We start from the raw sequence: 26152 nt of genomic DNA, 5'->3' as shown, positions 1-26152 counted from the left end.
ATGAGCATCAAAGCTGAAGAAATCAGTGCACTGATAAAACAGCAGATTGAAAACTATCAGTCAGAAATCGAAGTTAGTGATGTTGGTACAGTCATCCAAGTAGGTGATGGTATCGCACGTGCTCATGGTCTTGATAACGTAATGGCGGGAGAACTTGTTGAGTTCTCTAACGGAGTTATTGGACTAGCGCAAAACTTGGAAGAAAGTAACGTTGGTATCATCATTCTTGGACCATATACGGGCATTCGTGAAGGTGACGAAGTTCGTCGTACTGGACGCATCATGCAAGTTCCAGTTGGGGAAGAATTAATTGGTCGTGTAGTAAATCCATTGGGACAACCAGTAGACGGTTTAGGCCCAATTGCTACTACAAAAACTCGTCCAATCGAAAATAAAGCTCCAGGCGTAATGGATCGTAAATCAGTTAACCAACCACTTCAAACTGGTATTAAAGCAATTGACGCTCTTGTACCAATCGGTCGTGGACAACGTGAGTTAATCATCGGTGACCGTCAAACTGGTAAAACTGCGATCGCTCTTGATACGATTATTAACCAAAAAGACCAAGATATGATTTGTATCTACGTTGCAATCGGTCAAAAAGAATCTACGGTTCGTAACGTTGTAGAAACACTTCGTAAATTTGGTGCTTTAGAATACACAATCGTTGTAACTGCATCTGCATCTCAACCAGCTCCAATGCTATTCTTAGCTCCTTATGCTGGTGTATCTATGGGTGAAGAGTTTATGTACAATGGTAAGCACGTACTAATCATCTATGATGATTTAACGAAGCAAGCTTCTGCATACCGTGAACTTTCCTTGTTACTTCGTCGTCCGCCAGGTCGTGAAGCATATCCAGGGGATGTTTTCTACTTGCATTCTCGCTTACTAGAACGTGCTGCAAAATTAAGTGATGCAAAAGGCGGCGGTTCTATCACTGCTCTTCCTTTCATCGAAACACAAGCTGGGGACGTTTCTGCATACATCCCTACAAACGTAATTTCTATTACAGATGGACAAATCTTCTTGCAATCTGACTTGTTCTTCTCAGGTATTCGTCCAGCTATCGATGCTGGTACATCTGTATCCCGTGTAGGGGGCGCTGCTCAAATTAAAGCGATGAGTAAAGTTGCTGGTACACTTCGTCTAGACCTTGCTTCTTACCGCGAACTAGAAGCATTCGCACAATTCGGTTCTGACCTTGATAAAGCTACACAAAACAAGTTAAACCGTGGTGCTCGTACAGTAGAAGTGTTAAAGCAAGATTTGCACAAACCGCTTAAGGTTGAAAAGCAAGTTATGATCCTTTATGCACTAACACGTGGATTCTTAGATGATATTCCTGTATCTGACATCCAACGCTTCGAAAGCGAAATGAATAGCTGGTTAGATTCTAACCGTCCAGAAGTTCTTGCAGAACTTGTTAAGACGAAAAAGCTATTAGCTGACGATACAATGGCATCTGCAATTAACGACTTTAAGAAAACATTCGTTGTTTCTGAATAATAAAAAGAGGGCCGGCCTTTTTTGCCGGCTTTCAAGTGATAAGCAAAGGGAGGATATCGGACAGGTCGATTCTTCCGTCATGCCTATTTTGGACAAAAAGGTGGTGAGAACCTGTGGTATCTTTACGCGATATTAAATCGAAAATTACTTCCACGAAGAAAACGAGTCATATTACAAAGGCAATGCAAATGGTTTCTGCCTCTAAATTAAGTCGTGCTGAGCAAAATGCGAAAGCATTCGCTCCTTACGTAAACAAAATTCAAGAGGTTATTGCTGATGTATCGAGTGGTAGTGGTGTTAACCATCCTATGCTCGTATCTCGTCCTGTTAAACGTACTGGTTATATCGTCATTACGTCTGACCGTGGTTTAGCTGGTGCGTATAACAGTAATGTTTTACGTGTTGTTAGTAAGGAAATAGAAGAACGCCACAACATGGATGCTAGTCAGTATGGCATTATTGCACTAGGTCGTGTTGGTCGTGATTATTTAAAACGTCGCGGCTTTAATATCATTGATGACGTTACTGGCATTTCGGATCAACCTGTATTTGCCGACATTAAGGATATTGCTGCTAGCTCTGTTGAAAAGTTCTCCAATGGTGAATTTGATGAATTGTATATCTATTTCAACCATTTCATCACCAAAATGCAACAAGAAGTACAATCGAAGAAGCTTTTACCTTTAACGGATGTACAAGCAAGCAAGACTTCAACGCTTTATGAATTCGAACCTTCAGAAGAAGAAATTCTTAAAGTATTATTGCCACAATACGCGGAAAGTTTAATTTTCGGTGCCTTGCTGGACGGTAAAGCAAGCGAGCACGCAGCACGTATGACAGCAATGAAGAGTGCAACAGACAATGCAAAAGACATTATTGGAACACTTACACTTTCATATAACCGCGCTCGTCAAGCAGCGATTACGCAAGAAATTACGGAAATCGTTGGTGGTGCAGCTGCACTCGAATAGGTAGAGATTTGCTAAAGGAGTTTCTAACTCCTTTAGCGGCATGTCTATCCTCACACGTGGATTATATAATTAGGAGGGAAACCCATGAGTATAGGACGCATTACAGCAATAATGGGTCCGGTTGTAGACGTAAAGTTCGAAGACGGACATCTTCCTGCAATCTACAACGCCCTTAAAGTATCATATGTAGCTAAAAATGATCATGAAACAACAATCGACCTAACATTAGAGGTTGCATTGCATTTAGGTGATGATTCAGTTCGTACAGTTGCCATGTCTTCTACAGACGGCCTTGTACGTGGCATGGATGCTGTTGACACTGGTAAACCAATCTCTGTTCCAGTTGGGGATGTAACACTTGGACGTGTATTCAACGTACTTGGTGACTCCATCGACTTAGACGAAAAACTCGACGATTCTGTTCGCCGTGACCCAATTCACCGTGCTGCTCCTAAGTTTGATGAACTTTCAACTAAAGTTGAAATTCTTGAAACAGGAATTAAAGTAGTTGACTTACTTGCTCCTTACATCAAAGGTGGTAAGGTTGGACTATTCGGTGGTGCCGGCGTAGGTAAAACAGTATTAATCCAAGAATTAATTCATAACATTGCTCAAGAACACGGTGGTATTTCTGTATTCGCCGGTGTAGGGGAACGTACTCGTGAAGGGAACGACCTTTACTTTGAAATGAGCGATTCAGGCGTTATTAAGAAAACTGCAATGGTATTCGGACAAATGAATGAACCACCAGGTGCTCGTCAACGTGTAGCATTGACTGGTCTTACAATGGCTGAATATTTCCGTGATGAACAAGGACAAGACGTGCTTCTATTCATCGATAACATCTTCCGCTTTACACAAGCTGGTTCTGAAGTATCTGCCTTACTAGGTCGTATGCCTTCAGCAGTAGGTTACCAACCTACACTAGCTACGGAAATGGGTCAATTACAAGAACGTATTACATCTACAAACAAAGGATCAATCACTTCAATCCAAGCTGTATATGTACCTGCCGATGACTATACTGACCCGGCTCCAGCAACAACATTTGCTCACTTAGATGCAACAACAAACCTTGAACGTCGTTTAACTCAAATGGGTATTTACCCTGCGGTTGACCCACTTGCTTCAACTTCACGTGCATTAGCACCTGAAATCGTTGGAGAAGAGCACTATCAAATTGCTCGTCAAATTCAACAAACATTGCAACGTTACAAAGAATTACAAGATATTATCGCAATTCTAGGTATGGATGAATTGTCTGAAGATGATAAGCTAGTTGTACACCGTGCTCGTCGTGTTCAATTCTTCTTATCTCAAAACTTCCACGTTGCTGAACAATTTACAGGTCAAAAGGGTTCTTATGTTCCTGTAAAAGAAACAGTACAAGGATTTAAAGAGATCTTAGAAGGTAAATATGATGATCTTCCAGAAGATGCTTTCCGCTTAGTTGGTCGCATTGAAGAAGTAGTTGAGAAAGCAAAAACTCTAGTATAAAAGGGTCTAGGAGGGACGAATCATGAAGACAATTCAAGTCAGTATTGTAACTCCTGACGGACCGGTATACGAACAAGACGTAGATATGGTCAGCGTAAAAGCTGTGAGCGGAGAAATGGGTATTTTGCCTGGTCACGTAACAACTGTGGCTCCTCTCCAAATTAGTCCGATACGCCTTAAAAAAGGTAACAAAACGGATTATGTAGCAGCTGGAGGCGGATTTATCGAAATTCGTCCAGACAAAGTGACAATTCTTGCGCCATCTGCGGAAGAAGCCTCTCACATTGACATTGCTCGTGCGAACGAAGCACTACGCCGTGCCGAACGTCGCCTGCAAGACAAACAAACTGCCCTGGATTTCCAACGTGCAGAACTTGCCTTACAACGTGCAATCAACCGTCTGAACGTTTCGAAAATGCAATAATTGTTGGTTAGAAAAAGAAGCATGCCTTGGCATGCTTCTTTTTTTATGAGTACATTTTAGATTGGAGCTTCTGCAAGCAACTACAGTATGAAAAAAACAATCCTCAAAAAGGAATACAGCCATTCCCTTTAAGAAGCCAAGCATAAAGCTATACTTGTAAATAAGGAAGAAAGGTATAAGAAAGAATCATTGTATTACCCGATGCAATAATCATACCGATACTCGCATAAGTTCCTTCTAATTCGCCGATATGAAATGCCTGAGATGTTCCTGCTCCGTGGGCACCCATTCCTAGCATAAGCCCCTTTGCTAATGACGTTTGAATGGCGAACATCCGAATTAGAATGGGACCAATCATGGCACCAGTTAGTCCGGTTATAATGACAAACACAGCTGTCATGGGTGGGATACCACCAAGCATTTGTGAAATATTCATGGCAATCGGAGTAGTAACGGAACGTGGTAGCAAGCTGTCTACGATAGAAGCACTGATATGAAAAAAAACAGCAAGCACGAAGGAAGAGAGAGCCGCTACGACAGATCCAATAAATGTCCCTCCTATGATTTCGACTACATGTGCCTTTATGATATTTGCATATTTGTACAAAGGAATGGCAAAGGCTACAGTCGCTGGACCTAATAAGTCAGTCACATACTTTGTTCCTAGCGCATAGGTTTGATAAGGAACGTTGCTAATGCTTAGAAGCACAATGATAAGAATAGGGACAACTAAAAGTGGATTTAGAAAAATAAAGTTCCATTTCTTATACATTTTTTTGCTCGTATAAAATAGTAAAAGGGTAACAAGCAAACAGCAAATGGCTAAAAACATTATGATTTCCTCCTATGCTTAGATAGATGTTCTGAAAAGAGACCTGTACAGATCATAACGATTGCAGTACTCAGAATAATAATGAAAAACAATTGCAATCCCTGTGACAGCAATAATTGTTTATACTGAATGACTCCTATAGCGGAAGGAATAAAAAAGAGGAGTAATTCTGCTAAGAGCCAATTTGCCCCTTGCTCCACCCACTTCATTTTTATTACATTCATCTGTAATAAAAGAAAGAGCAAAAGCAGTCCAATGAGACTTCCAGGAATAGATAGATGAAACTGCTTTGAAATAAAGTTTCCCACTATGTAAAACAGGATAAATATTGAAACTTGCCATATACCATTTACTATTTTCATCTATGTGCTCCTTTGTCTCGCTACTTTAATAAAGTAGCTTAATTGTCGTATATCCAAATTGCATTACCTATTCCATCCTCATTCGCTGTATTTATTATAACTTCAATGGTATAACTAAGTAAAAATTTCCATCACTTATAATGATATTGTAGAATAGTAAAAATAAGCCGCCTAGCCGTGGTTTACTTGCATATCGATTTAATGTTTCACATACATTGCTAATGATTTGTAAGATTCTACATCAACATATCATCTCCTCCGTCTCGATTTGTACTTAATTTTACAAACCTAATCTGCGAAATCATTTTCCATTTTTGCGTTATAAATAGTACGGAAGAAAACTAGAAAAGGAGCGACTGATAATGAATACAGAAACAAGCATAGAAAAATCAAATCGATATGGTGCCAATAACTACAATCCATTACCCGTTGTGATTGCTAAGGCAGAAGGAGTGTGGGTATACGATCCGGAAGGTACAAAATATATGGATATGCTAAGTGGCTATTCTGCAGTAAATCAAGGCCACCGGCATCCGAAAATTATTGCTGCGCTAAAGGAGCAAGCAGATAAGGTGACACTTACTTCGCGTGCTTTCTATAATGATCAGCTTGGGTTATTTTTTGAAAAAGTAGCACGGCTTACAAACAAAGAGATGGTACTTCCGATGAATACAGGTGCGGAGGCAGTTGAAACGGCATTAAAGACAGCCCGTCGCTGGGCGTATGAGGTAAAAGGGGTGGACGAAAATGCGGCGACAATTATTGTGTGTGAAGGGAACTTTCACGGACGAACACTGGGTGCGATCTCGTTATCTACAGAAGAGGAATATAAGCGAGGCTTTGGGCCCTTTCTTCCAGGAATCACGATTATTCCTTATGGCAATCTAGCAGCCTTAGAAGCAGCCATTACATCTAGTACGGCAGCATTTTTAGTAGAACCGATTCAAGGAGAAGCGGGCATTGTCCTTCCACCTGAAGGATTTTTAAAGGAAGCCTACGAGCTTTGTCATCGTCACAATGTATTGTTTATCGCGGACGAAATTCAAACCGGGCTATGTCGTACTGGAAAAACATTTGCTTGCGATTATGAACATGTTGTACCAGATGTATATATTTTAGGAAAAGCACTTGGCGGCGGCGTTATACCTATTTCATGTGTGGCAAGTAATCGTGATGTGTTAGGTGTACTGAATCCGGGCTCGCACGGTTCTACGTTTGGCGGAAATCCGCTAGCAGCTGCTGTATCCGTCGCATCACTTGACGTATTGGAGGAGGAGAAATTAGCGGAGCGCTCTTATATGCTTGGAAAATGGTTTAGACAGCAACTTCGAACCATTGAAAATCCAATCATTCGGGAGGTTCGCGGGAAAGGTCTATTTATTGGAGTAGAATTAGATCGAGAGGCGAGACCATACTGTGAGAAGCTAAAGGAAGTAGGCCTGCTTTGTAAAGAAACGCACGAAACGATTATCCGTTTTGCGCCGCCTCTCGTTATTACGGAAGACGAACTAAAATGGGCAATCACGAAAATAAAAGAAGTCTTGTAAGGGACAGAAACCGATTGCTTACAGAGATGTAGGTGATTGGTTTTATTGCATATTTAGAGGGTAGGAGCTGGATGTGTTTGCTAGAGGCAGAATCCTTCTAAATAAGTGAAAATATTCACAAACAAAGTTTTTGTAAATGCCGGGTATTTATATATAAAGCTGTATGAATTATTTGTGAAGATAGGAGTTTTCTGATTTTCCTATGTTAAAATGAATCTGCCATTATTGGTTAAATATTCATATAAATTAGGAGGATTATGATGACAGGTGAGTTGAAGAAACGGGCGCTAGCTTCATTGTCGGGTAAATGGGGATTTGCTGTGGGGCTTACGTTTTTATATTTTGTTTTATCTGGTGTTGCTTCGTATATCATTTCCATGGTGATGTCTGTTCTGTATATTCCGGTTGTAGTTCTATTTATGGGAGAAAAAGAATCAATTTCGGCAGGTGGGGGTCTTCTTTTCGGCTTATTATTTGTTGTGATGTTTGTCGCTCTGACGTCTATTTCGGGTGTTCTTACGTTAGGTGGGTATAAAGTTTGTTTGGCTGTTTCGCGGGGAAATGAAGGAAAGTTTGATGATTTCTTTTCGTTTTTTGCAGGTTGGCAGAAGATGGTGACGGCTTTTAAAGTGACGTTTTTTGTTTCGTTGTATACGATGTTATGGTCGCTGCTGCTTGTGATTCCGGGCATTATCAAAGCATTATCATATTCGCTTACGTATTTCGTGTTACTTGATCATCCTGAGTATACAGTTCATGAAGCCATTGCAGAAAGTAAACGCTTGATGGACGGAAACAAATGGAACTTGTTTGTGCTTGGATTAAGCTTTATTGGCTGGTTTTTACTGAGTGCCATAACATTCAGCATTTCACAGCTATGGACGACTCCGTATTGGGCGGTTACATTTGCTCATTTTTACGATAAGGTTTCGGATGAAAAACAAGTGATTGCTGCATAACAGAACGAGAATATTTACCCCTTTTTCTTCATAGAATGTACTGCTTCACATGCATCTTAGAAGAGGGGGTAAGGTATGACAAGTGAGTTAAAGAAAAAAGCGCTTACATCGTTAAAAGGAAAATGGGGATTTGCAGTAGGTAGCACATTTTTGTATATCTTGGCTTCAGCATTTGGTTCGTATGTGATTTCTGGAATTATTGCTATTCTTTCTAATTGGTTCCAAGATACGTTTTTGCAGGTTGTGCTTTCTTTAATTAGTGTTCTTGCTACATTTTTCTTAACGGGCATTCTTGTTCTCGGCATTTTTAAAATTTATTTAGGGCTGGCGCAAGGAAAGAACGTACAGGTAGGCGATCTGTTCTCCTATTTTGCAGGGTGGGCAAAAATTTGGAAGGCGTTCCTCACTGTATTTTTCTTAACGCTTTATACGTTTTTATGGTCAGTTCTTCTCATTGTACCGGGGATTATTAAAAGCTTTTCGTATTCGCTTACGTATTTCGTGTTGCTTGATCATCCTGAGTTTACGGTGAATCGTGCACTTGGGGAGAGTAAGCGGCTGATGCAGGGGCAGAAGTGGAAGTTGTTTGTTGTATTGCTCAGCTTTATCGGCTGGTATTTGCTTAGCATAATTACGCTCGGGCTTGCAAATTTATGGGTAACACCTTATGTATCCGTTTCGTTTGCTCATTTCTATGAAAATCTGAAAAAGTCGGACGTGGCATAATAGAAAGGGCATGGGGAAATTATCGAGGGCACTGAATGACTTTTTCAGTGCTCTTTTTTTTTATGGATACGATTACTTTGAAGCCCGTTCCCTTTGATATTCGCTCGAAGCGGTAACCAAACAGAGGATTGAGGCCCGACATCTTTGATATTCGCTTGAGACGGTAACCAAAGCAGAGGATTGAGGCCCGGTCCCTTAGATTTTCGTTTGAGGCGGTAACCAAAGCAGGGGATTGAAGCCCGGTATCTTAGGTTTTCGCTTGAGGCGGTAACCAAAGTAGAGGATAGAAGCCCGTTCCCTTAGATTTTCGTTTGAGGCGGTAAGCAAAGCAGAGGATTGAGACCCGGCAACTTTGAATTTCGTTCGAGGCGGTAACCAAAGCAGAGGATAGAAGCCCGGCCCCTTTGAATTTCGCTTGAGGCGGTAACCAATGCCCTTTTTCAGTCCATGTCCTTTTTGAGTTCATATTTTTTAATGCGGTATTGTAGGCTTTGCCGGCTCATACCAAGTAATTGTGCGGTTTGCGTGATGTTTCCGTTTTGCTCATTGAGTAGTCTTATGAGGTACTCCTTTTCCGTTTCCTCTATTTTCCGCTTCAAAGGGGATTGCTTTCCTTCTTGCGGTGCATGAAAGGAGTTTGCAAAGCGGACAGGCATGTGGGATAGCGTAATATATGGATCTTTATCGACGAGATTCATGGCTCCTTCGATGAGATGCTGGAGTTCGCGGACATTGCCGGGCCAGTCGTATTCGTGAAAGCAGCGGCGCAGCCTTTCGTCGATGTCTACCACTTTTAGATGAAACCGCTCATTATAGATGCGTATGAAGTGAGCGGTAAGAGGATCGAGGTCTTCCCGGCGTTCGCGGAGCGGCGGCAAGAAGAGCGTGACCACTCCAAGGCGATAGTATAAATCCTTGCGCAAACGGTTTGCAGCAATAGCTTCAATAGGATCTTCGTTGATGGTGCTCATGAGGCGCACGTTCACCTTTTTTTCCTGACTTCCTCCTACGCGGCGCACCAATCGTTCTTGAATAACGCGCAGCAGCTTAGCCTGCATGGGAGTGGCGAGCGAATTGATTTCATCGAGTAGGAGCGTGCCCCCATTTGCTTCCTCGAAGAGCCCGGCTTTTTGAATGGCTCCTGTGAAAGCCCCCTTTTCCGTGCCAAAGAGCATGCTCTCAATTAACGGTTCGGGCATGGCGGCGCAGTTTTGAGAAACGAACGGCTTTCCGGCGCGCGTACCTTCATTGTGAATGCACTGGGCGAGAACGTCCTTGCCCGTGCCGGTTTCCCCGACAAGAAGAATGGAAGAGCTCGTCCTAGCGGCTCGTCTTGCCTCCTGCACGAGAGCATCCATGGCAGGTGAGATAGCAATAATGCGAGAAAACGTATAATGTTGCTCCCGTAGACCAAGTATTTCCTCGGTAATATGCTGCTTAAGAAGTGTTACATCGTATACAATTTCCATAGCTCCTAAAATAGTTCCATCTATGATGATGGGAGTCGTCGTATTTACGGTGTTGATTTCCTTGCCATGCTGGTTGTAGTACGTCTGTCGATTGTTCTTTCGGCTTTTTCCGAAATGAAGGGCATCGAGCAAGGTGCTGCTTTGCTTGTCATGAAAGGAAAAGACGTCCATTACATTTTTATGCAGCACATCCTGAGGGTTCATCCGTTCGATTTCGGCCATCCTTTCGTTATACACAACCGTCCGTCCCTTGGCATCAATAATATGAATCCCGATATCCATCTGATTCCATATATGTTCATACAGATGCAAGGATTCCACAAGATTTTGCAAGATAATCCCCTCCGTTATAAATTATCTTAATTTTATAAAAATAATGATTTGAATGCAAAAATATTTTGCAACTGCTAGCTTTTTTTGCAGCAAAATTTTGCAGGAGATCCGCTTCTTTTCTCGTAAAAAAGTTGGCATGTTTCTTGCTATATATAAAGAATGTAGAAGACATGAGAAAAAGGAGAGAAGTAAAATGAATACAAAACAAATTATCGATGAGACAAACCGTTACGGTGCGCATAACTACCATCCCCTTCCTGTTGTCATTTCGAAAGCTGAGTCGGTGTGGGTATACGACCCGGAAGGTAATAAATATATGGATATGCTTAGTAGCTATTCTGCGGTGAACCAAGGGCATCGCCATCCGAAAATCATTGCGGCGCTGAAGGAGCAGGCAGATAAAGTGACGCTCACTTCGCGCGCCTTTTATAGCGAGCAGCTGGGGACATTTTATGAAAAGGTCGCAAATTTAACAAATAAAGAAATGGTGCTTCCGATGAATACAGGCGCCGAGGCGGTAGAAACAGCGCTAAAGGTAGCGCGGCGCTGGGCGTATGAAGTAAAAGGTGTGGCCGAAAATGCTGCGACGATTATTGTATGTGAGGGGAATTTCCACGGGCGCACGATTGCTGCGATTTCGCTTTCCTCCGAGGAAGAGTATAAGCGGGGATTTGGTCCATTTGTTCCGGGCATTACGATTATTCCGTACGGGGACATTGCCGCGCTTGAAGCAGCAATCACCGAAAATACAGCAGCGTTTTTGCTAGAGCCTATTCAAGGCGAAGCAGGCATTGTTATTCCGCCAGACGGATTTTTAAAGCAGGCGTTTGAGCTTTGTCAACGTAGAAACGTGCTGTTCATCGCCGACGAAATTCAAACGGGGTTAGGCCGCACCGGGAAAACCTTTGCCTGTGACTACGAGGATGTGGTGCCGGATGTCTATATTTTAGGAAAGGCACTGGGCGGCGGCGTCATGCCTATTTCATGTGTAGCTAGTAACCGCGATATTCTTGGCGTGTTTAATCCGGGCTCGCACGGCTCTACGTTCGGAGGGAATCCGCTTGCAGCCGCGGTATCCGTTGCCGCGCTTGACGTATTGGAGGAGGAAAAATTAGCAGAGCGCTCTTTTGTACTTGGCGAATGGTTTAGACAGGAACTGCGTAGTATTGAAAACCCGATGATCCGAGAGGTGCGCGGGAAAGGATTGTTTATCGGAGTGGAGCTAGACCGAGAAGCACGGCCATTCTGCGAGAGGCTTCAGAAGGAAGGGCTGCTCTGTAAAGAAACACACGCCACAACCATCCGCTTCGCCCCGCCGCTAGTTATTACAGAAGAGGAACTAAAATGGGCCATTACAAAAATTAAAGCCGTTTTGCAGTAAAAGAAGGGGGAGAATCGCTTACAGAGATGTAGGCGATTTTTTTTGGTGCGCGCTCGTGAAGGAAGCAGTTTGGGTATGGCAAGCGGGGGATGCGATCCAAAATAAACGGAATGCGATCGGAAAACAGCGGAATGTGATCCAACCCAGGTGGGATGCGATCCAAGGATGAAGATCCCATCCCAAAAAGTGTGGATACAATCGGAAATAGGTAGAATACGATCCAAACTAGGAAGAATGCGATCGGAAAACAGTGGAATATGATCCAACCCAGGTGGAATGTGATCCAAGGCCCAAGATCCCAACCTAAAAAGTTTGGATATGATCCAAACTAAGTGAAATACGATCGGAAAACAGCGGAATATGATCCAACCCAGGTGAGAATGCAATCCAAAATCCCATCCCCGACCTAAGTTATATACGGATTACCTATTATGTAGCATAATATCGCTTTCGAGGTAGAGGGAGCATGCGTCGACTTGCAGTGGTGGGCTGAAGTAGTAGCCTTGGATCATATAGCATTCTAGGTTGTGTAGAAATTCGAGTTGCTCTTTTGTTTCTACGCCCTCTGCGATGACGGACACTTTTAAGGTGTGAGAGAGGGATAGGATAGTTGCTATCATTTCCCTGCTTTCGGTGTTTTTATCGGTTTTCATGATGAATTCACGCGGTATCTTGATTGTGTCGATTGGATAGACGGCTAGGTAGGCTAGTGATGAATAGCCGGTGCCGAAGTCGTCGATTGAAATACGAACGCCTAGTTCTTTTAGTTCTTTTAGTTTTGCTAGTGTTGCTTCTTCGTTTGTCATGGCTACGCGCTCGGTTAATTCGATATCTAGGCAGTGTGCAGGCAAGTTTGTTTGTTGTAAGGCATTTTGGACTACTTGAATAAAGTCTTCTTGTATGAACTGGCGTGCGGATACGTTTACGCCGACTTTTATGTCCCTATAGCCTGCGTCATGCCATACTTTCATTTGGCGGCATGCTTCTTGTAGAATCCATTCCCCTATTTCGATGATGAGTTCTGTTTCTTCGGCAATGGGAATGAATTCACTTGGTGATACCAGTCCGAGCTGCGGATGATTCCAGCGTACGAGCGCTTCTAATCCGATGCAGCGATGATCGCTACTATCGGTTTGGGGCTGGTACATTAAAAAGAGTTCGTTGTTTGGTAATGCTTCGTATAAGTCTTTTTCTAGGCGCATCTTCTTCTTCATTTGGTCATCCATTTTTTCATCATATATACTGTATATATTTTTCCCAAGGTTTTTGCTATTGTACAGTGCCAAGTCCGCATTTTTGAGCATGGAGACAGCATCGTTGCATAAATCGGAATAGATGGAAACTCCAATGCTTGGTGTGATATGCAAAATATGATGTTCGATTTCCACTGGATCATGCATTGCTTGTAAAATAGAGTGGATCATTTTATGTAAGGTAGGTAGATCATTGTAACCTTTTATTAATAGAATAAATTCGTCTCCGCTTAGGCGGTATAGAGTGCCCATCAATTGCGTGGTGGATTTTATACGCGCTGCTGTTTCCACAAGAACTAGGTCCCCAGTCTGATGACCTAGTGTGTCATTAATGACCTTAAATCTGTCTATATCGATGAACATAATGGCCAATGTGCCGCCTTCGGTTTCTACTGCAGCTATGCTGGTTTCTAAATCATCTGTAAACGACCTGCGATTAGGAAGTCCTGTTAATGTGTCGTGATACGCAAGATAACTAATTTGCTCTGCTTGCATCCTAGATTCGGTTATATCCTTAATCATGACATAGGTTCCGTTAACCGTGTTTCCTTCATAGATGGGAACTATGGTCATGGCAAGGACGTATATATCTCCATTTTTATGAAAGGCGTGTACATCTAGTGAAACGGAGTCTCCTTGTAACACGGAGTGAAATTTAGATGTAGCCCGTTGTATATCCTCTTCACAAATAAGTTTGCGATAGGATTTATGAAAGATTTCAGATATTTGATAGCCTAGCAGCGATTCCCCGGCTTCATTGACATGGATAAAATTCCCGTATCTATCCATTGTAAAGATTGGATCTGGATGAAATTCGTATAGTGATTTAAATTTTTGCTCGCTTTGAATGAGTGCCCGCTTCTGTTCAACTAAGCTGTAAGTGGCCTCTTCTACTCGTTGTTCTAGATCGGTATTAAATTGTTGCTCTTTTTGAAGTAAACGCTTATTTTCAGCATTAACAAAATACTGACGAAAGAGAAAGAGCATCAGGCATAGAGAGAGACTAATTTCAAATAAATGAGAAAGCCCTTCTAGCATCACAGAAAATACCGTTAGGCTTAAGACTGCGATATACGATAGGGATACTTCTACATGATTTTCCTTTTTTGTATGTAGGACAGGAGCTGGTTTCACAATGTTTTGCAAATCTAGTATGCCTGCTGCTGCTGTTACTAATAAAGAAAGCTGATACATCGGGTTTGTGAGATCTACTAGGAAATTTTCATTTGAAATGAGAAATAAACTGCTTACTGTATCTCCGAAAGCAAATAGTACAGTAGACAGAATGAGTAGATGCAGCACTTGTTTCGAAACGAGTTTATTAGGTTGAAAATAAAAGCTTACGCAGACGAGAAGGAGCAGGATATCAGCAAATGGATAGATAAGCTCAATTGCTTTTATGAATATGCTGTATGTTTGTTCCTGAAATATCTTTGAAATAATAAAATTATAGACTAACGTAGTGGATGCAATAAATGTCGCACCAATATCGCAGAATATATAGAACTTTTGTAGAGTAGTATACTCATATGTAATTTTTATGAAAAAGGCTAGTAGGTAAAATAAATAGAATAAAATAAAAAAAATATCTGATGGATTAATGAGGGGAGGCATCCATCCTGAATGGTTCGCTGCTTCGACAAGCCAAACCACATCTGTAAGAAGGAAGCTTAAGCAGGCTAGAAATAGAAGCAACCAAAAAAACTGCATGCTTTTTGAACCATTTCTAAATGTATACCATAGCGAATAGGTTGCAAGTCCATCTGCTAGAATACTTAACCCTTTTACACCAAGCGTATTCATAAAGCCCTCTATTGGAAATAGGAAAATCCATATGTAGTATGTAATCAAATAAAGTATGGTGAAGGAGAATAGAATTTGAAATCGCTTATTCGTTCGTAAATTCATGAATGCACCTCATACTAGAAGAAAAATAGTAAATAATAATGAAAAGGTATGTCGTAGGAGTATGTTTAGCTTTCTTTATAAGAATATTTATATATTGTTCTTTTCATACTTAGCATATCGTACCTTTCGTTTCTTTACTAGTAGTGAAAAATGAATTTTTCGTCAAAAAGATGTATTTTTACCATAGGTACAGTGGGTTTGGTTGTATCGGTTTTTGTCTGTTATTGGAGCAGGAGGGTTGCTATTTGTCAGAAGTTGATAATCCTTGTTGCAATAGGTCGACATAGCAAAGGCTAATTTGGTATAATGTTATCGGTTACATTATTTAGAAAAATTAAAAAAAAGTAATTCGTATAAACACAGTAATAATGCGGTTTATACAGGTTTTTGGGCCATCTATCTTTCAAGAAAAAGATGACTCATTTGCAGCAAACGGTTGGGGTTTTTATTACCATTTATGGGGATTTCCCCTTTTTTAATGGTGAAATCATTATATCCTTTTTGATTTTTTTCAGAATTCGATTTGCGCGGCGTACTGTCGGTGGGATAACCATAGATAGTTGTTTCGCATATTGAACAAAATTTACTGCATAGGGGGAGAGTCTGCTAATGTTCAATGTGTATCAAAATAACTATGCAATTGTAGTTGTGTTTTTGCTGTTAGGCATTTTGTTGCCAATGGTAGCGCTGACGGCAGGGAAGATCCTTCGTCCAAACAAGCCGACGGAAATGAAACAGACTACATATGAAAGTGGTCTTGAACCATTTCATGAAGCAAATGTTCGTTTCCATGCTCGTTACTATATTTTTGCGCTTATGTTTGTAATTTTTGATGTGGAAACTGTGTTTTTGTATCCGTGGGCAGTTGCTTACGATAAATTAGGGCTGTTTGCTCTCTTGGAGATGGTCATCTTTGTATTGATGCTACTCGTAGGGCTTGTGTATGCTTGGAAGAAGAAGGTGTTGAAATGGTTATAAATTTTGATGGGTTGAATAGTGAGGAAAGAGCAGAGTTAGAACGTAATCTATTTTTTACGACATTGGAGCAGCTGAAAGGCTGGGCAAGAAGTAATTCTCTTTGGCCCATGACATTCGGCTTGGCTTGTTGTGCCATTGAAATGATGGGCGTTGGTTCCTCTCACTACGATTTGGATCGCTTCGGTTCATTCTTCCGTACATCTCCGCGTCAATCTGACGTTATGATTGTATCCGGTACCGTTACGAAAAAGATGGCACCACTCTTACGTCGTTTATATGATCAAATGCCAGAACCAAAATGGGTGATTGCAATGGGTTCTTGCGCAACAGCAGGTGGTCCTTATGTGAAATCCTATGCTGTTGTAAAAGGCGTAGACCAAATTGTACCTGTAGATGTGTACATTCCGGGATGCCCGCCAAACCCAGCTGCCCTCATTTACGGTATTAATAAGTTGAAAGAAAAGATTCGTTACGAGGCGGCAACTGGAAAGCAGGTGACGAATAAATGAGCGATGAAAAGGATCTTGATGCGTTAAAGAAAGAAGCAGTGGCGAAAGCGAAAGCGGCAGCAGCGGCAAAGGCTAAGGCAGCGGCAGCAGCGAAAGAACGTGCTGGGGAAGTAACGTTACAAGGCGGAGCAAGCGACGATGAAAAAGCGAAAGCCATCGCAGCAGCGAAGGCAAAAGCAGCGGCAGCGGCAAAAGCCAAAGCAGCAGGCGGAGCAAGCGACGATGAAAAAGCGAAAGCAATCGCAGCAGCGAAGGCGAAAGCAGCGGCAGCGGCAAAAGCCAAAGCAGCAGGCGGAGCAAGCGACGATGAAAAAGCGAAAGCCATCGCAGCAGCGAAAGCAAAAGCAGCGGCAGCAGCAAAAGCTAAAGCAGCAGGCGGAGCAAGTGACGACGAAAAAGCGAAAGCCATCGCAGCGGCGAAGGCAAAAGCGGCAGCAGCGGCAAAAGCCAAAGCAGCAGGCGGAGCAAGCGACGACGAAAAAGCGAAAGCCATCGCAGCAGCGAAGGCGAAAGCAGCAGCGGCTGCAAAAGCGAAGACGGCAGGCGGCGCTGGCGATGATGAAAAGGCGAAAGCCATCGCAGCGGCAAAAGCAAAAGCGGCAGCAGCAATAGCAGCAAAGGCTAAGGGAGCAAGTGAAGCGGACAACGCGCCCGCCGAGGAAGAAGCATCACCAAATCAGCCGTATCTTGATAAATATGTAAAGGTTATCAAGGAGCATCTTGGGGATGTGTTAGAGGATTCTTATATTAATCGTATTTCTAAGGATGTTCCAACGCTCGTTGTAAAGTTAGACGATTACCTTGCTACGATGGAATTTATGAAGAAAAATGATCAACTTACGTTTGACTATCTATCTGAACTTCACGGAACTGATTTTGTAACGCATATGGAAGTCTATGTACATTTATATTCTTATAAAAATAAGCAATCCGTAGCTGTGAAGGTGAAATGTGATCGTGATGAGCCAAAGGTAGCGTCGATTGCAAATCTTTGGCCAGGTGCCAATTGGCCGGAACGGGAAGCGTACGATTTACTTGGGATTACGTTTGAGGGACATCCTAATTTAACACGTATTTTGCTTGCTGACGATTGGGTGGGGCATCCACTGCGAAAAGATTACGAGCCGTATGATGTGGAGGTGTAATAAGCATGATTCGTACAGAAGAAATGCTTCTTAACGTAGGTCCACAGCATCCGAGTACGCACGGTGTATTTCGTCTCGTTGTAAAAATTGATGGGGAAATCATTACAGAAGCTACTCCGGTAATTGGGTATCTTCACCGTGGAACAGAGAAGCTGGCAGAAAATCTGCAGTATACGCAAATTATTCCGTATACGGACCGTATGGACTATTTATCAGCAATGACGAATAATTATGTCATTTGTCATGCAGTAGAAACAATGATGGGACTAGAAGTGCCAGAACGTGCAGAGTATATCCGCGTACTTGCGATGGAGCTTGGCCGCGTGGCAAGTCATCTTGTATGGTGGGGCACGAACCTTCTTGATATTGGGGCGGTTAGCCCGTTTTTGTATGCGTTCCGCGAACGTGAAATGATTATCAATTTCCTTAGTGAATTATCTGGTGCGCGCTTAACGTTTAACTATATGCGTGTTGGCGGCGTGAAATGGGACGTACCGGATGGCTGGATCGAAAAGGTTAAAGAATTCGTTCCCTATATGCGTGAACAATTGAAGGGCTATCATGATCTTGTAAGTGGAAATGAAATTTTCTTAAGCCGTGTGAAGGGTGTCGGCGCATACTCTGCTGAAGATGCAATTGCGTATTCACTAAGCGGTGCGAATTTGCGCGGATCCGGGGTACAATGGGATCTTCGTAAAAATGAGCCATATTCGATTTATGACCGCTTTGACTTTAATGTTCCGGTTGGTACGGTCGGAGATGCATGGGACCGTTATATGTGCCGCATGCAGGAAATCGAAGAATCACTCAAAATTATTGAACAAGCGCTTGAGCAGTTCCCGCAAGATGGACCGTTCATGGCGAAGGTGCCGAAGATTATTAAGGCGCCAAAAGGAGAAGCGTTCGTTCGGATTGAATCTCCGCGCGGTGAAATCGGCTGCTATATTGCAAGTGATGGCAAGAAAGAACCATATCGCCTAAAATTCCGTCGTCCGTCCTTTTACAATCTACAAATTTTACCAAAGCTTTTAAAAGGACAAAATATCGCAAACTTAATTACGATTCTAGGCGGTATTGATATTGTACTTGGGGAGGTTGATGGCTAATGATTAAGGGCCTGTTAGAATCTACACCAAGTTGGACTACGTTTTTCATCTTTTTCGGACTAGCTGTTATTTTGTTAATGGTTGTTCTTGGCTTCGTTACATACGGAATTTTGGCGGAGCGGAAAGTAATGGGATTTATGCAAGGTCGTATTGGACCAAACCAAGTAGGTGGTCGTTTCGGCTTACTGCAAACGGTAGCAGACGTATTAAAGTTATTGCTGAAGGAAGATAGCATTCCAAAGGCTGCTGATAAACCGCTATTCATTTTAGCACCGGTTATCGCTTTTGCACCTGCCTTTATCGTTCTTGCCACGATTCCATTTACGGATAAATTTCAGTTTGCTGATATCGGCGTTGGGGTATTGTATTACATCGCCATTTCAGGAATTTCAACGGTCGGCGTTATTACAGGTGGCTGGGCTTCCAATAACAAATACTCCCTTCTTGGTGGTATGCGTGCCGTTGCCCAAATGATTTCATATGAAATTCCGCTTGTTATGAGCTTGATCGGTATTATTATGCTAGCAGGCAGCTTAAATTTAAATGACATTGTCGCTGCACAAACGAAAATATGGTTCATCTTTGCACAGCCGGTTGCATTCCTTGTCTTTCTTATTGCGGCAACAGCGGAATTGAACCGGACACCGTTTGACTTACCAGAAGCGGAATCAGAGCTAGTTGCAGGGTTCCATACGGAATACTCGGGCTTTCGCTGGGCATTCTTTATGCTTTCTGAATATGTATACTTTTTCGCAATGGCGTCATTGATTACGGTATTATTCTTGGGTGGCTGGCATCCAGTTATGTTCCTTGACTTTATTCCAGGAGCAGTGTGGTTTGCATTAAAGTTTTCACTTGTTGTCTTTATCTTAATTTGGTTCCGCGTTACGTTTCCACGTTTGCGCGCAGATCATCTTATGGAATTTGGATGGAAGGTATTACTTCCAGTTTCACTTGCGAACATTTTCCTAACGGCGCTTATTAAGCAATTGTTCTTTTAATAGTCTTGGCAAGTAGCCAAATCAGCCGCATGAGCGGTGAAAAGGGGGAGAAAATATGCTGGGGTTATTTAAGGGAATGAAGTACACCCTAAACAATTTAACGAAGCAAAAGGTGACGTACGATTACCCAAATCAACCACTTCCGCTTCCGGATCGTTTCCGTGGTATTCAGAAGTTTTATCCGGAAAAATGCATCGTCTGTAATCAATGTGCGAATATTTGTCCAACAGATTGCATTAATTTAACTGGTAAAAAGCATCCGGACCCAACGAAAAAGGGGAAGGTAATCGATACGTACGATATTAATTTTGAAATTTGTATTTTGTGCGATCTTTGTACAGAGGTTTGTCCGACGGAGGCAATTGTTATGACAAACAACTTCGAACTTGCCGAATATACGCGCGATGATTTGTTTAAAAATCTACAATGGCTTGATGAAAACGATACAAATGTCAGAGAGGGGAATAAACCATGAGTGGTGGATTAGTAGCCTTTCTTGCTCTTTCTTTACTTGCTATCATGGGCGGTGTGCTCATGTTAAATGTAACGAAAGTGATGCACATGATGCTTTCTCTCGTCTTTACGTTCGTAAGTATTGCTGGCTTATATTTTATGCTTTCTGCTGAGTTTGTAGGTGTTGTGCAAATCTTGATCTATTCCGGTGCAGTTGCGATCATTATGATCTTTGGAATCATGCTTACCAACCACGGTGACGAAGGCGAAACACATTTTAATGCTCGTTCTTTCTTCGTTCTTATAGGTGTAGTCGCATTTGGAGCGGTGATGTACTTTGCTGTAAACAATGCTGATTTCACGCCGAAAGGTCAAGATGTTAACTTGCACGTACAGAACACGAAGCAAATTGGGGTTATGCTGTATACGCAGTATTTAGTTCCATTTGAAGTAATGTCTGTTCTCTTACTCGTAGCATTAATCGGCGCAATTGTGTTAACGAAGAATGACAAGCAGGAAGAAGGTGGGAATAATGACTAACGTTCCAGTAACAGGTTACTTGGCGCTAGCAATTATCCTCTTTTGCATCGGTCTTTACGGAGCTTTGACGAAACGAAATGCAGTTATCGTGCTAATCTGTATCGAGCTTATGACGAATGCTGCCAATTTGAATCTTGTTGCTTTCAGTAAGATGGGTATGTTCCCAAGTCTGAAAGGACAAGTTTTTTCCTTGTTTGTAATTGCGGTAGCAGCGGCTGAGGCAGCGGTTGGACTTGCGATTATTATCGCGTATTTCCGTAACCGTCAGACTGTGAATATTGACGAAATGGATTCCTTAAAGCATTAGAGGAAGGGGGAGAACACAAAATGATGAATTATGCATGGCTTATACCGCTTTTCCCGCTACTTTCCTTTGTGCTATTGATTCTTTTTGGTAAGAAGGTAAAGGAAAACGGAACGTATATCGGCATTGTACTTACGTTTCTCTCGTTAGTGGGTGCGGTGCTAATCTTGATCGAGCGCTTGTCAGCAAGCACGCTAAAAACAGAATGGACTTGGCTCCATGTTGGCAATCTTTCCATTAATTTCGGATTTGAAGTGAACGCATTGAATTCGCTTATGCTGTTCATCGTATCACTCGTTAGTTTCTTAGTGCATGTGTATTCAAGAGGATATATGCACGGAGATGACCGAATTCAAATTTTCTACGCATACTTAGGTTTCTTTACATTTGCAATGCTAGGTCTTGTCATTAGCACGAATTTACTTCAGCTCTATGTGTTCTGGGAGCTTGTTGGACTTGGTTCGTTCTTGCTAATCGGTTTCTATTTCTACAAAGAAAGCGCAAAGGCAGCAGCGAAGAAAGCTTTCGTGATGACTCGTATTGGGGATGTTGGTTTATTTATCGGCTTAATTCTATTGTTCTGGCAGGTTGGCAGCTTTGAATATGATGCCATCTTCCAAGCGGTAGCTGCCGGTCATATTTCACCTACAATGATTACGCTAACAGCAATTTTAATTTTCGTTGGTGCAGTTGGGAAATCAGGTCAGTTCCCACTTCATACATGGCTTCCAGATGCGATGGAAGGTCCGACTCCAGTATCGGCTCTCATCCATGCCGCAACAATGGTAGCTGCCGGTGTTTACTTAGTTGCAACGATGTTCCCGCTTTTTGAAGCGAGCAATGTTGCCATGACAACAGTTGCGGTAGTCGGCGGATTCACGGCGATTTTCGCAGCATCCATCGGTTTAGTACAAACGGATATTAAACGTGTACTTGCGTATTCCACAGTCAGTCAGCTCGGTTATATGATGCTTGCACTTGGCTCTGCTGGATATGTGGCAGGGGTATTCCACCTTACCACACACGCATTTTTCAAAGCACTGCTCTTCCTTGCTGCAGGTAGTGTTATTCACGGCGTAGGTACGCAGAACATTGAAAAAATGGGCGGTTTGTTCAAGAAAATGAAGACAACCGCAGTTCTTTTCTTAATCGGTACTTTATCAATTAGTGGATTTCCATTATTGTCTGGGTTCTTCAGTAAGGATGAAATTCTATCCGCTACTTGGGAGCACGGCAATTACTTCTTATTCTGGCTTGCGGTAATCGCAGCGTTCTTCACAGCATTTTATATGTTCCGCTTATTCTTCCTTGTCTTTACTGGGGAATCACGCGGCGAAGGACATGCACATGAATCACCAAAGGTTATGACCGTTCCAATGATGGTACTTGGCGTATTGGCCGTTGTAGCGGGTTACATTAACACACCTTGGTTCGGTTCATTCTTAGGCGAATGGCTAACAAAGGACGTTTCGTTCAAAGTAGCAGAAGGTCATGGCCCAGTTTGGATTATGATTGTGGCTACACTCGTATCATTAGCTGGTATTGGTCTTGCTTACTTAATTTACGGAAAAAAATCGCTATCAAGAGATTGGCTTGGCGGCAGCAAAACTCCATTGTATGCCCTTGTTAAAAACAAATATTATATCGATGAAATCTACGGCGTAACTATTATTCCGCTCGTAAAGGGAATTGCTTATGTCCTTACATTTATTGAAAAATATATTGTGGAAGGCATTGCCATCCTGTTAGCAAAGATTACGAAAGGAACGGGATCGCTTCTTTCGAAATTACAAAGTGGACAGGTTCAAACATACGGTGCGGTTGCGTTCGTTGGTCTCGCAATTCTACTTGCTATTCTTGTTGCAGTAGGGGGGTATTTACAATGAGTTTCCTTTTATCCATTCTTATTTTCTCCCCGCTTCTCGGTATTTTGGCGCTAAGCGTATCCGATGAAACACGTGCGAAATGGATTGGAATCACAACGACGTTGATTCCGCTCGTTTGCTCGTTCATCCTATACGGTGCTTATGTATCGGGCCAAGGGTTTGAAGGGTTCGCACAAAAAGTGAACTGGATTCAATTCGGAAATTTTCAAGGACAGGGCGATCTGTTCAGAATTAATTATGAACTTGGTGTGGACGGACTTTCCTTCGCACTGTTAATGCTAACATCTGTTCTTGGCGTACTTGCTGCCATCACAGCAGTTAAAATTAAGAACAATGTGAAAAGCTTCTACATCCTCTTCCTCATGTTAGAAATGGGGATGCTTGGTGTGTTTGCTGCTCAAAATCTCTTGCTGTTCTTCTTCTTCTTCGAGCTAACATTGCCAGCAATGTTCTTCCTCGTTGGAAAATGGGGAAAATTTGCAAGCGAACGAGCTGCTTACAGCTATTTGCTTTATAACGGAATCGGCTCAGCGATTATGCTTCTCGTTTTCGTTATCATCTTTGCCCAAACCGGAACATCAAATTTCCAAGAAGCAGCCGCAGCGCTGCAAGCAGGACAAGGTCCGCTTGGAACGATTTCGGAACCACTTAAGATGGGATTGTTCCTTGCATTATTTATCGCACTTGGAATTAAGCTACCGATCTTCCCACTTCATCGCTGGATGGTGAACGTCCATGTTCAAGCACCGCCTGCAGTCGTTATGCTACATGCCGGCGTATTGCTTAAAATTGGGGCGTACGGGATGATTCGTTTCGGACTTGGATTGTTCCCGGCCGAATTTAATAGCATTGCACCCATCATTGCAATTCTTGGTGTAATCAACTTATTATACGGAGCACTTATCGCTCTTGTTCAAAAGGATTTACGAAGCATTCTTGCTTACAGTAGTATTTCCCATATGGGTATCGTACTCATTGGTCTTGCTTCTATGAATATTGCTGGGGTTAAGGGAGCAGTATTCCAAGTCGTATCACATGGTTTAATCGCAGCCTTGCTCTTCTTCTTCGTGGGCTTCCTTGAGGAACGCTACAATACGTCAGACATTACGCATCTTGGCGGACTAGCGAAGCAGGTTCCGCTCTTTAGTGGCTTCTTTCTTGCAATCGGGATGGCATCGCTCGGCTTACCAGGTATGTCTGGTTTCGTCGGTGAATTCCTAGCATTCCTTGGCTTGTTCCAAGCAATGCCAGTCATCGCAGCAGTCGGTACGCTCGGCATTATTTTAACAGCCGTATATATGTTACGTGCGGTTTTATCTATTACATTCGGACAACGTGAGTTAGCACCTGCTAGCGATCTAAAGGGCTATGAGTTCATACCAGTTCTTGTCCTCATGTTCTTTATTATTGCAATCGGTGTTGCTCCACAAATACTCGGCGGACCAGTTGATTCCGCACTACAAATGATTGGGAGGTAGGATAGAGTGGATATGCAAACACTTATGAGCTTAAAGTGGGGCCTTATGATGCCGGAATATATTATTGTTTTGGCCGCCATCCTTCTATCGCTCCTAGATTTATTCGCAAAAGATACGTTTAACCGAAAGAACCTAGCATACGTCGCACTTGGTGCTATTCTTCTTTCTCTCGTTTCTTTAGTTTCTCTGTACGGACAACCAGCTGGCGACATTATAAGCGGTTCGTTCGTACTCGATGGTTTTTCGAAAGCATTTAAAACATTACTTCTTGTCGGATCTGCGCTTATTGTCCTTCTTTCCATGAGCGATACGAAGGAAAAGAGCATTACAGATGAAAGTGAATATTACTACTTATTTTTAACTGCTCTTCTTGGAACGATGTTTATGGCATCAAGTAATGACCTTGTCACATTGTTTGTCGGACTTGAGCTACTTACGCTTTCTTCCTTCATCTTGGTTGCCATTCGCAAAAAGCGTCTTGCTTCCAGTGAAGCTGCTTTAAAATATGTGGTAAACGGCGGAATTTCCACAGCCATCACATTATTCGGTTTCAGTTACTTATATGGTCTTACAGGCACGACGAACATTATGGAAATGCGTTCGGCTCTTTCTCAAGGAATTGGCGGAGATGTGCAATTGCTATTGTCCATTGCCTTCATCCTTACTTTTGTCGGCTTGTCCTTCAAGCTTGCAACTGCACCGTTCCATATGTGGGCGCCGGATGTATATGAAGGGGCAGCAACGCCTGTTACCGCATTTTTAGGAACGATTTCGAAAATCGCTGGATTCATTCTTGTCCTTCGTATTTTCATCTTAATTTTCACAGGAATCCCAGTGAAGGACGGTTCTGTATCGCTATTCATGAGCTTACAGCTTGTCATCATTGTCCTTGCCGCGCTTACGATGGTAATCGGGAATACGGTCGCATTAAAGCAACGTAATGTGAAGCGCTTGTTCGCTTACTCAGGAATTGCGCATGCAGGTTATTTGCTTGTTCCGTTCTTATCCTTATCACCATTTACGTTTGATAGTATGTGGTTCTACATGGTTGCTTACTTGCTTATGAACATTGGTGCATTTGCAATCATTCATGCTTTCATTCGAAATGATGGGCATGAAGATATTAGCATGTTCGCAGGTCTTTACCAACGGTCACCAGCAATTGCTATTAGTATGACGGTCTTCATTCTGTCACTTGCAGGAATTCCAGGAACAGCCGGATTTATCGGGAAGTTAAACATCTTTATTGGCGCATTTACTTCGCAACCAGTTAACTATGTGCTGCCAGCAATCATGATGTTAACGACCGTTATCTCGTATGTATACTATTTCCGCATTTTACAGCTTATGTTCTTCCGTAAGCCTGAACGTGAAACGAAAGTGGAAATTCCATTTAACATTGGATTTGTCATTGTTCTCTGTGTAGTGGGAACCGTACTTCTCGGTGTATTCCCATCGATTGGTTACGACTTTTTCCATGGTATGTTCCCGCTCTCGAAAGATTTCTTTTTCACTGGAGCCAAATAAGAAAAAACGTGGTACAATAAAATACGAATTTAAAAAGTGTAGAGCATGTCACTC

23 protein-coding genes are annotated in these 26152 nt (G+C 42.4%); 19 read left to right on the top strand and 4 right to left on the bottom strand.

Annotated elements, in window-relative coordinates:
* The 4 genes from atpA (at window position 1) to ACAN53_RS13600 (ending at window position 4401) form a co-directional block, all read left to right on the top strand.
* Window positions 1–1509 (top strand): F0F1 ATP synthase subunit alpha, encoded by a 1509-nt coding sequence (gene atpA / locus ACAN53_RS13615; RefSeq protein ID WP_379970660.1) that lies wholly within the window; start codon window positions 1–3, stop codon window positions 1507–1509.
* Between the two features lie 113 nt (window positions 1510–1622).
* Window positions 1623–2480 carry an ATP synthase F1 subunit gamma gene (gene atpG, locus ACAN53_RS13610; protein WP_379970659.1) on the top strand — a complete coding sequence of 286 codons (858 nt, stop codon included), beginning with the start codon at window positions 1623–1625 and terminating at the stop codon, window positions 2478–2480.
* An 84-nt stretch (window positions 2481–2564) separates the two neighbouring features.
* Window positions 2565–3977, top strand: a complete 1413-nt coding sequence (atpD, locus tag ACAN53_RS13605; protein WP_379970658.1) for a F0F1 ATP synthase subunit beta — start codon at window positions 2565–2567, stop codon at window positions 3975–3977.
* Window positions 3978–3999: 22 nt separating this feature from the next.
* Window positions 4000–4401, top strand: coding sequence for a F0F1 ATP synthase subunit epsilon (locus ACAN53_RS13600; protein ID WP_379970657.1), 402 nt, complete (start codon window positions 4000–4002; stop codon window positions 4399–4401).
* 148 nt (window positions 4402–4549) lie between these two features.
* Here the strand turns inward: ACAN53_RS13600 and ACAN53_RS13595 are convergent, their stop codons facing one another.
* Together ACAN53_RS13595 and ACAN53_RS13590 are read right to left on the bottom strand one after the other, a co-directional pair.
* Entirely contained in the window at window positions 4550–5233 is a 684-nt protein-coding gene (locus tag ACAN53_RS13595) for an LrgB family protein (RefSeq protein ID WP_379970656.1), read from the bottom strand.
* Window positions 5233–5595, bottom strand: a complete 363-nt coding sequence (locus ACAN53_RS13590; protein ID WP_379970655.1) for a CidA/LrgA family holin-like protein — start codon at window positions 5593–5595, stop codon at window positions 5233–5235. The genes ACAN53_RS13595 and ACAN53_RS13590 overlap by 1 nt, the downstream gene beginning before the upstream one ends.
* A 362-nt stretch (window positions 5596–5957) precedes the next feature.
* Between ACAN53_RS13590 and ACAN53_RS13585 the strand changes: the two genes are divergently transcribed.
* The 3 genes from ACAN53_RS13585 to ACAN53_RS13575 all read left to right on the top strand — a co-directional run bounded on the left by ACAN53_RS13585 (window position 5958) and on the right by ACAN53_RS13575 (window position 8827).
* Entirely contained in the window at window positions 5958–7142 is a 1185-nt protein-coding gene (locus ACAN53_RS13585; protein WP_379970654.1) for an ornithine--oxo-acid transaminase, read from the top strand.
* 260 nt (window positions 7143–7402) lie between these two features.
* Window positions 7403–8101 carry a DUF975 family protein gene (locus ACAN53_RS13580; RefSeq protein ID WP_379970653.1) on the top strand — a complete coding sequence of 233 codons (699 nt, stop codon included), beginning with the start codon at window positions 7403–7405 and terminating at the stop codon, window positions 8099–8101.
* Between the two features lie 75 nt (window positions 8102–8176).
* Window positions 8177–8827, top strand: coding sequence for a DUF975 family protein (locus ACAN53_RS13575; RefSeq protein ID WP_379970652.1), 651 nt, complete (start codon window positions 8177–8179; stop codon window positions 8825–8827).
* Between the two features lie 440 nt (window positions 8828–9267).
* On the opposite strand, the gene ACAN53_RS13570 is transcribed toward ACAN53_RS13575, so the two are convergent.
* Entirely contained in the window at window positions 9268–10647 is a 1380-nt protein-coding gene (locus tag ACAN53_RS13570) for a sigma-54 interaction domain-containing protein (RefSeq protein WP_379970869.1), read from the bottom strand.
* A gap of 175 nt (window positions 10648–10822) precedes the next feature.
* Between ACAN53_RS13570 and ACAN53_RS13565 the strand changes: the two genes are divergently transcribed.
* Window positions 10823–12010 carry an ornithine--oxo-acid transaminase gene (locus ACAN53_RS13565; RefSeq protein WP_379970651.1) on the top strand — a complete coding sequence of 396 codons (1188 nt, stop codon included), beginning with the start codon at window positions 10823–10825 and terminating at the stop codon, window positions 12008–12010.
* Between the two features lie 422 nt (window positions 12011–12432).
* Here the strand turns inward: ACAN53_RS13565 and ACAN53_RS13560 are convergent, their stop codons facing one another.
* A complete protein-coding gene (locus ACAN53_RS13560) occupies window positions 12433–15171 on the bottom strand; it encodes an EAL domain-containing protein (protein ID WP_379970650.1) in 2739 nt (912 codons plus the stop codon).
* 609 nt (window positions 15172–15780) lie between these two features.
* Between ACAN53_RS13560 and ACAN53_RS13555 the strand changes: the two genes are divergently transcribed.
* Genes ACAN53_RS13555 through nuoN form a run of 11 tightly spaced genes read left to right on the top strand, consistent with a single transcriptional unit; the run spans window position 15781 to window position 26098 of the window.
* Window positions 15781–16149 (top strand): NADH-quinone oxidoreductase subunit A, encoded by a 369-nt coding sequence (locus ACAN53_RS13555; RefSeq protein ID WP_379970648.1) that lies wholly within the window; start codon window positions 15781–15783, stop codon window positions 16147–16149.
* Window positions 16140–16658 (top strand): NuoB/complex I 20 kDa subunit family protein, encoded by a 519-nt coding sequence (locus ACAN53_RS13550; RefSeq protein ID WP_379970647.1) that lies wholly within the window; start codon window positions 16140–16142, stop codon window positions 16656–16658. The genes ACAN53_RS13555 and ACAN53_RS13550 overlap by 10 nt, the downstream gene beginning before the upstream one ends.
* Entirely contained in the window at window positions 16655–17803 is a 1149-nt protein-coding gene (locus ACAN53_RS13545; protein ID WP_379970646.1) for an NADH-quinone oxidoreductase subunit C, read from the top strand. The genes ACAN53_RS13550 and ACAN53_RS13545 overlap by 4 nt, the downstream gene beginning before the upstream one ends.
* A gap of 5 nt (window positions 17804–17808) precedes the next feature.
* Window positions 17809–18909 (top strand): NADH-quinone oxidoreductase subunit D, encoded by a 1101-nt coding sequence (locus ACAN53_RS13540; RefSeq protein WP_379970645.1) that lies wholly within the window; start codon window positions 17809–17811, stop codon window positions 18907–18909.
* Window positions 18909–19910 carry an NADH-quinone oxidoreductase subunit NuoH gene (gene nuoH / locus ACAN53_RS13535; RefSeq protein WP_379970644.1) on the top strand — a complete coding sequence of 334 codons (1002 nt, stop codon included), beginning with the start codon at window positions 18909–18911 and terminating at the stop codon, window positions 19908–19910. The genes ACAN53_RS13540 and nuoH overlap by 1 nt, the downstream gene beginning before the upstream one ends.
* Before the next feature lie 55 nt (window positions 19911–19965).
* Window positions 19966–20385, top strand: a complete 420-nt coding sequence (gene nuoI, locus ACAN53_RS13530; RefSeq protein WP_379970643.1) for an NADH-quinone oxidoreductase subunit NuoI — start codon at window positions 19966–19968, stop codon at window positions 20383–20385.
* On the top strand, window positions 20382–20903 hold the full coding sequence (locus ACAN53_RS13525; RefSeq protein WP_379970641.1) for an NADH-quinone oxidoreductase subunit J: 522 nt from the start codon (window positions 20382–20384) through the stop codon (window positions 20901–20903). The genes nuoI and ACAN53_RS13525 overlap by 4 nt, the downstream gene beginning before the upstream one ends.
* Window positions 20896–21210, top strand: coding sequence for an NADH-quinone oxidoreductase subunit NuoK (gene nuoK, locus ACAN53_RS13520; protein WP_379970640.1), 315 nt, complete (start codon window positions 20896–20898; stop codon window positions 21208–21210). Before ACAN53_RS13525 ends, nuoK begins: the two co-directional genes overlap by 8 nt.
* Before the next feature lie 20 nt (window positions 21211–21230).
* Window positions 21231–23093, top strand: a complete 1863-nt coding sequence (gene nuoL, locus ACAN53_RS13515) for an NADH-quinone oxidoreductase subunit L (RefSeq protein WP_379970639.1) — start codon at window positions 21231–21233, stop codon at window positions 23091–23093.
* Window positions 23090–24571 (top strand): NADH-quinone oxidoreductase subunit M, encoded by a 1482-nt coding sequence (locus ACAN53_RS13510; RefSeq protein ID WP_379970638.1) that lies wholly within the window; start codon window positions 23090–23092, stop codon window positions 24569–24571. The genes nuoL and ACAN53_RS13510 overlap by 4 nt, the downstream gene beginning before the upstream one ends.
* A 12-nt stretch (window positions 24572–24583) precedes the next feature.
* Window positions 24584–26098, top strand: a complete 1515-nt coding sequence (gene nuoN / locus ACAN53_RS13505; RefSeq protein ID WP_379970868.1) for an NADH-quinone oxidoreductase subunit NuoN — start codon at window positions 24584–24586, stop codon at window positions 26096–26098.
* The last annotated feature ends 54 nt before the right edge of the window (window positions 26099–26152 follow it).

It is taken from the genome of Ectobacillus soli (assembly GCF_042610425.1).
In the GTDB taxonomy this organism is placed as follows: domain Bacteria; phylum Bacillota; class Bacilli; order Bacillales; family Bacillaceae_G; genus Ectobacillus.
The sequence above is the reverse complement of the archived record's forward strand: the minus strand, read 5'-3'. Positions and strand labels throughout refer to the sequence as shown.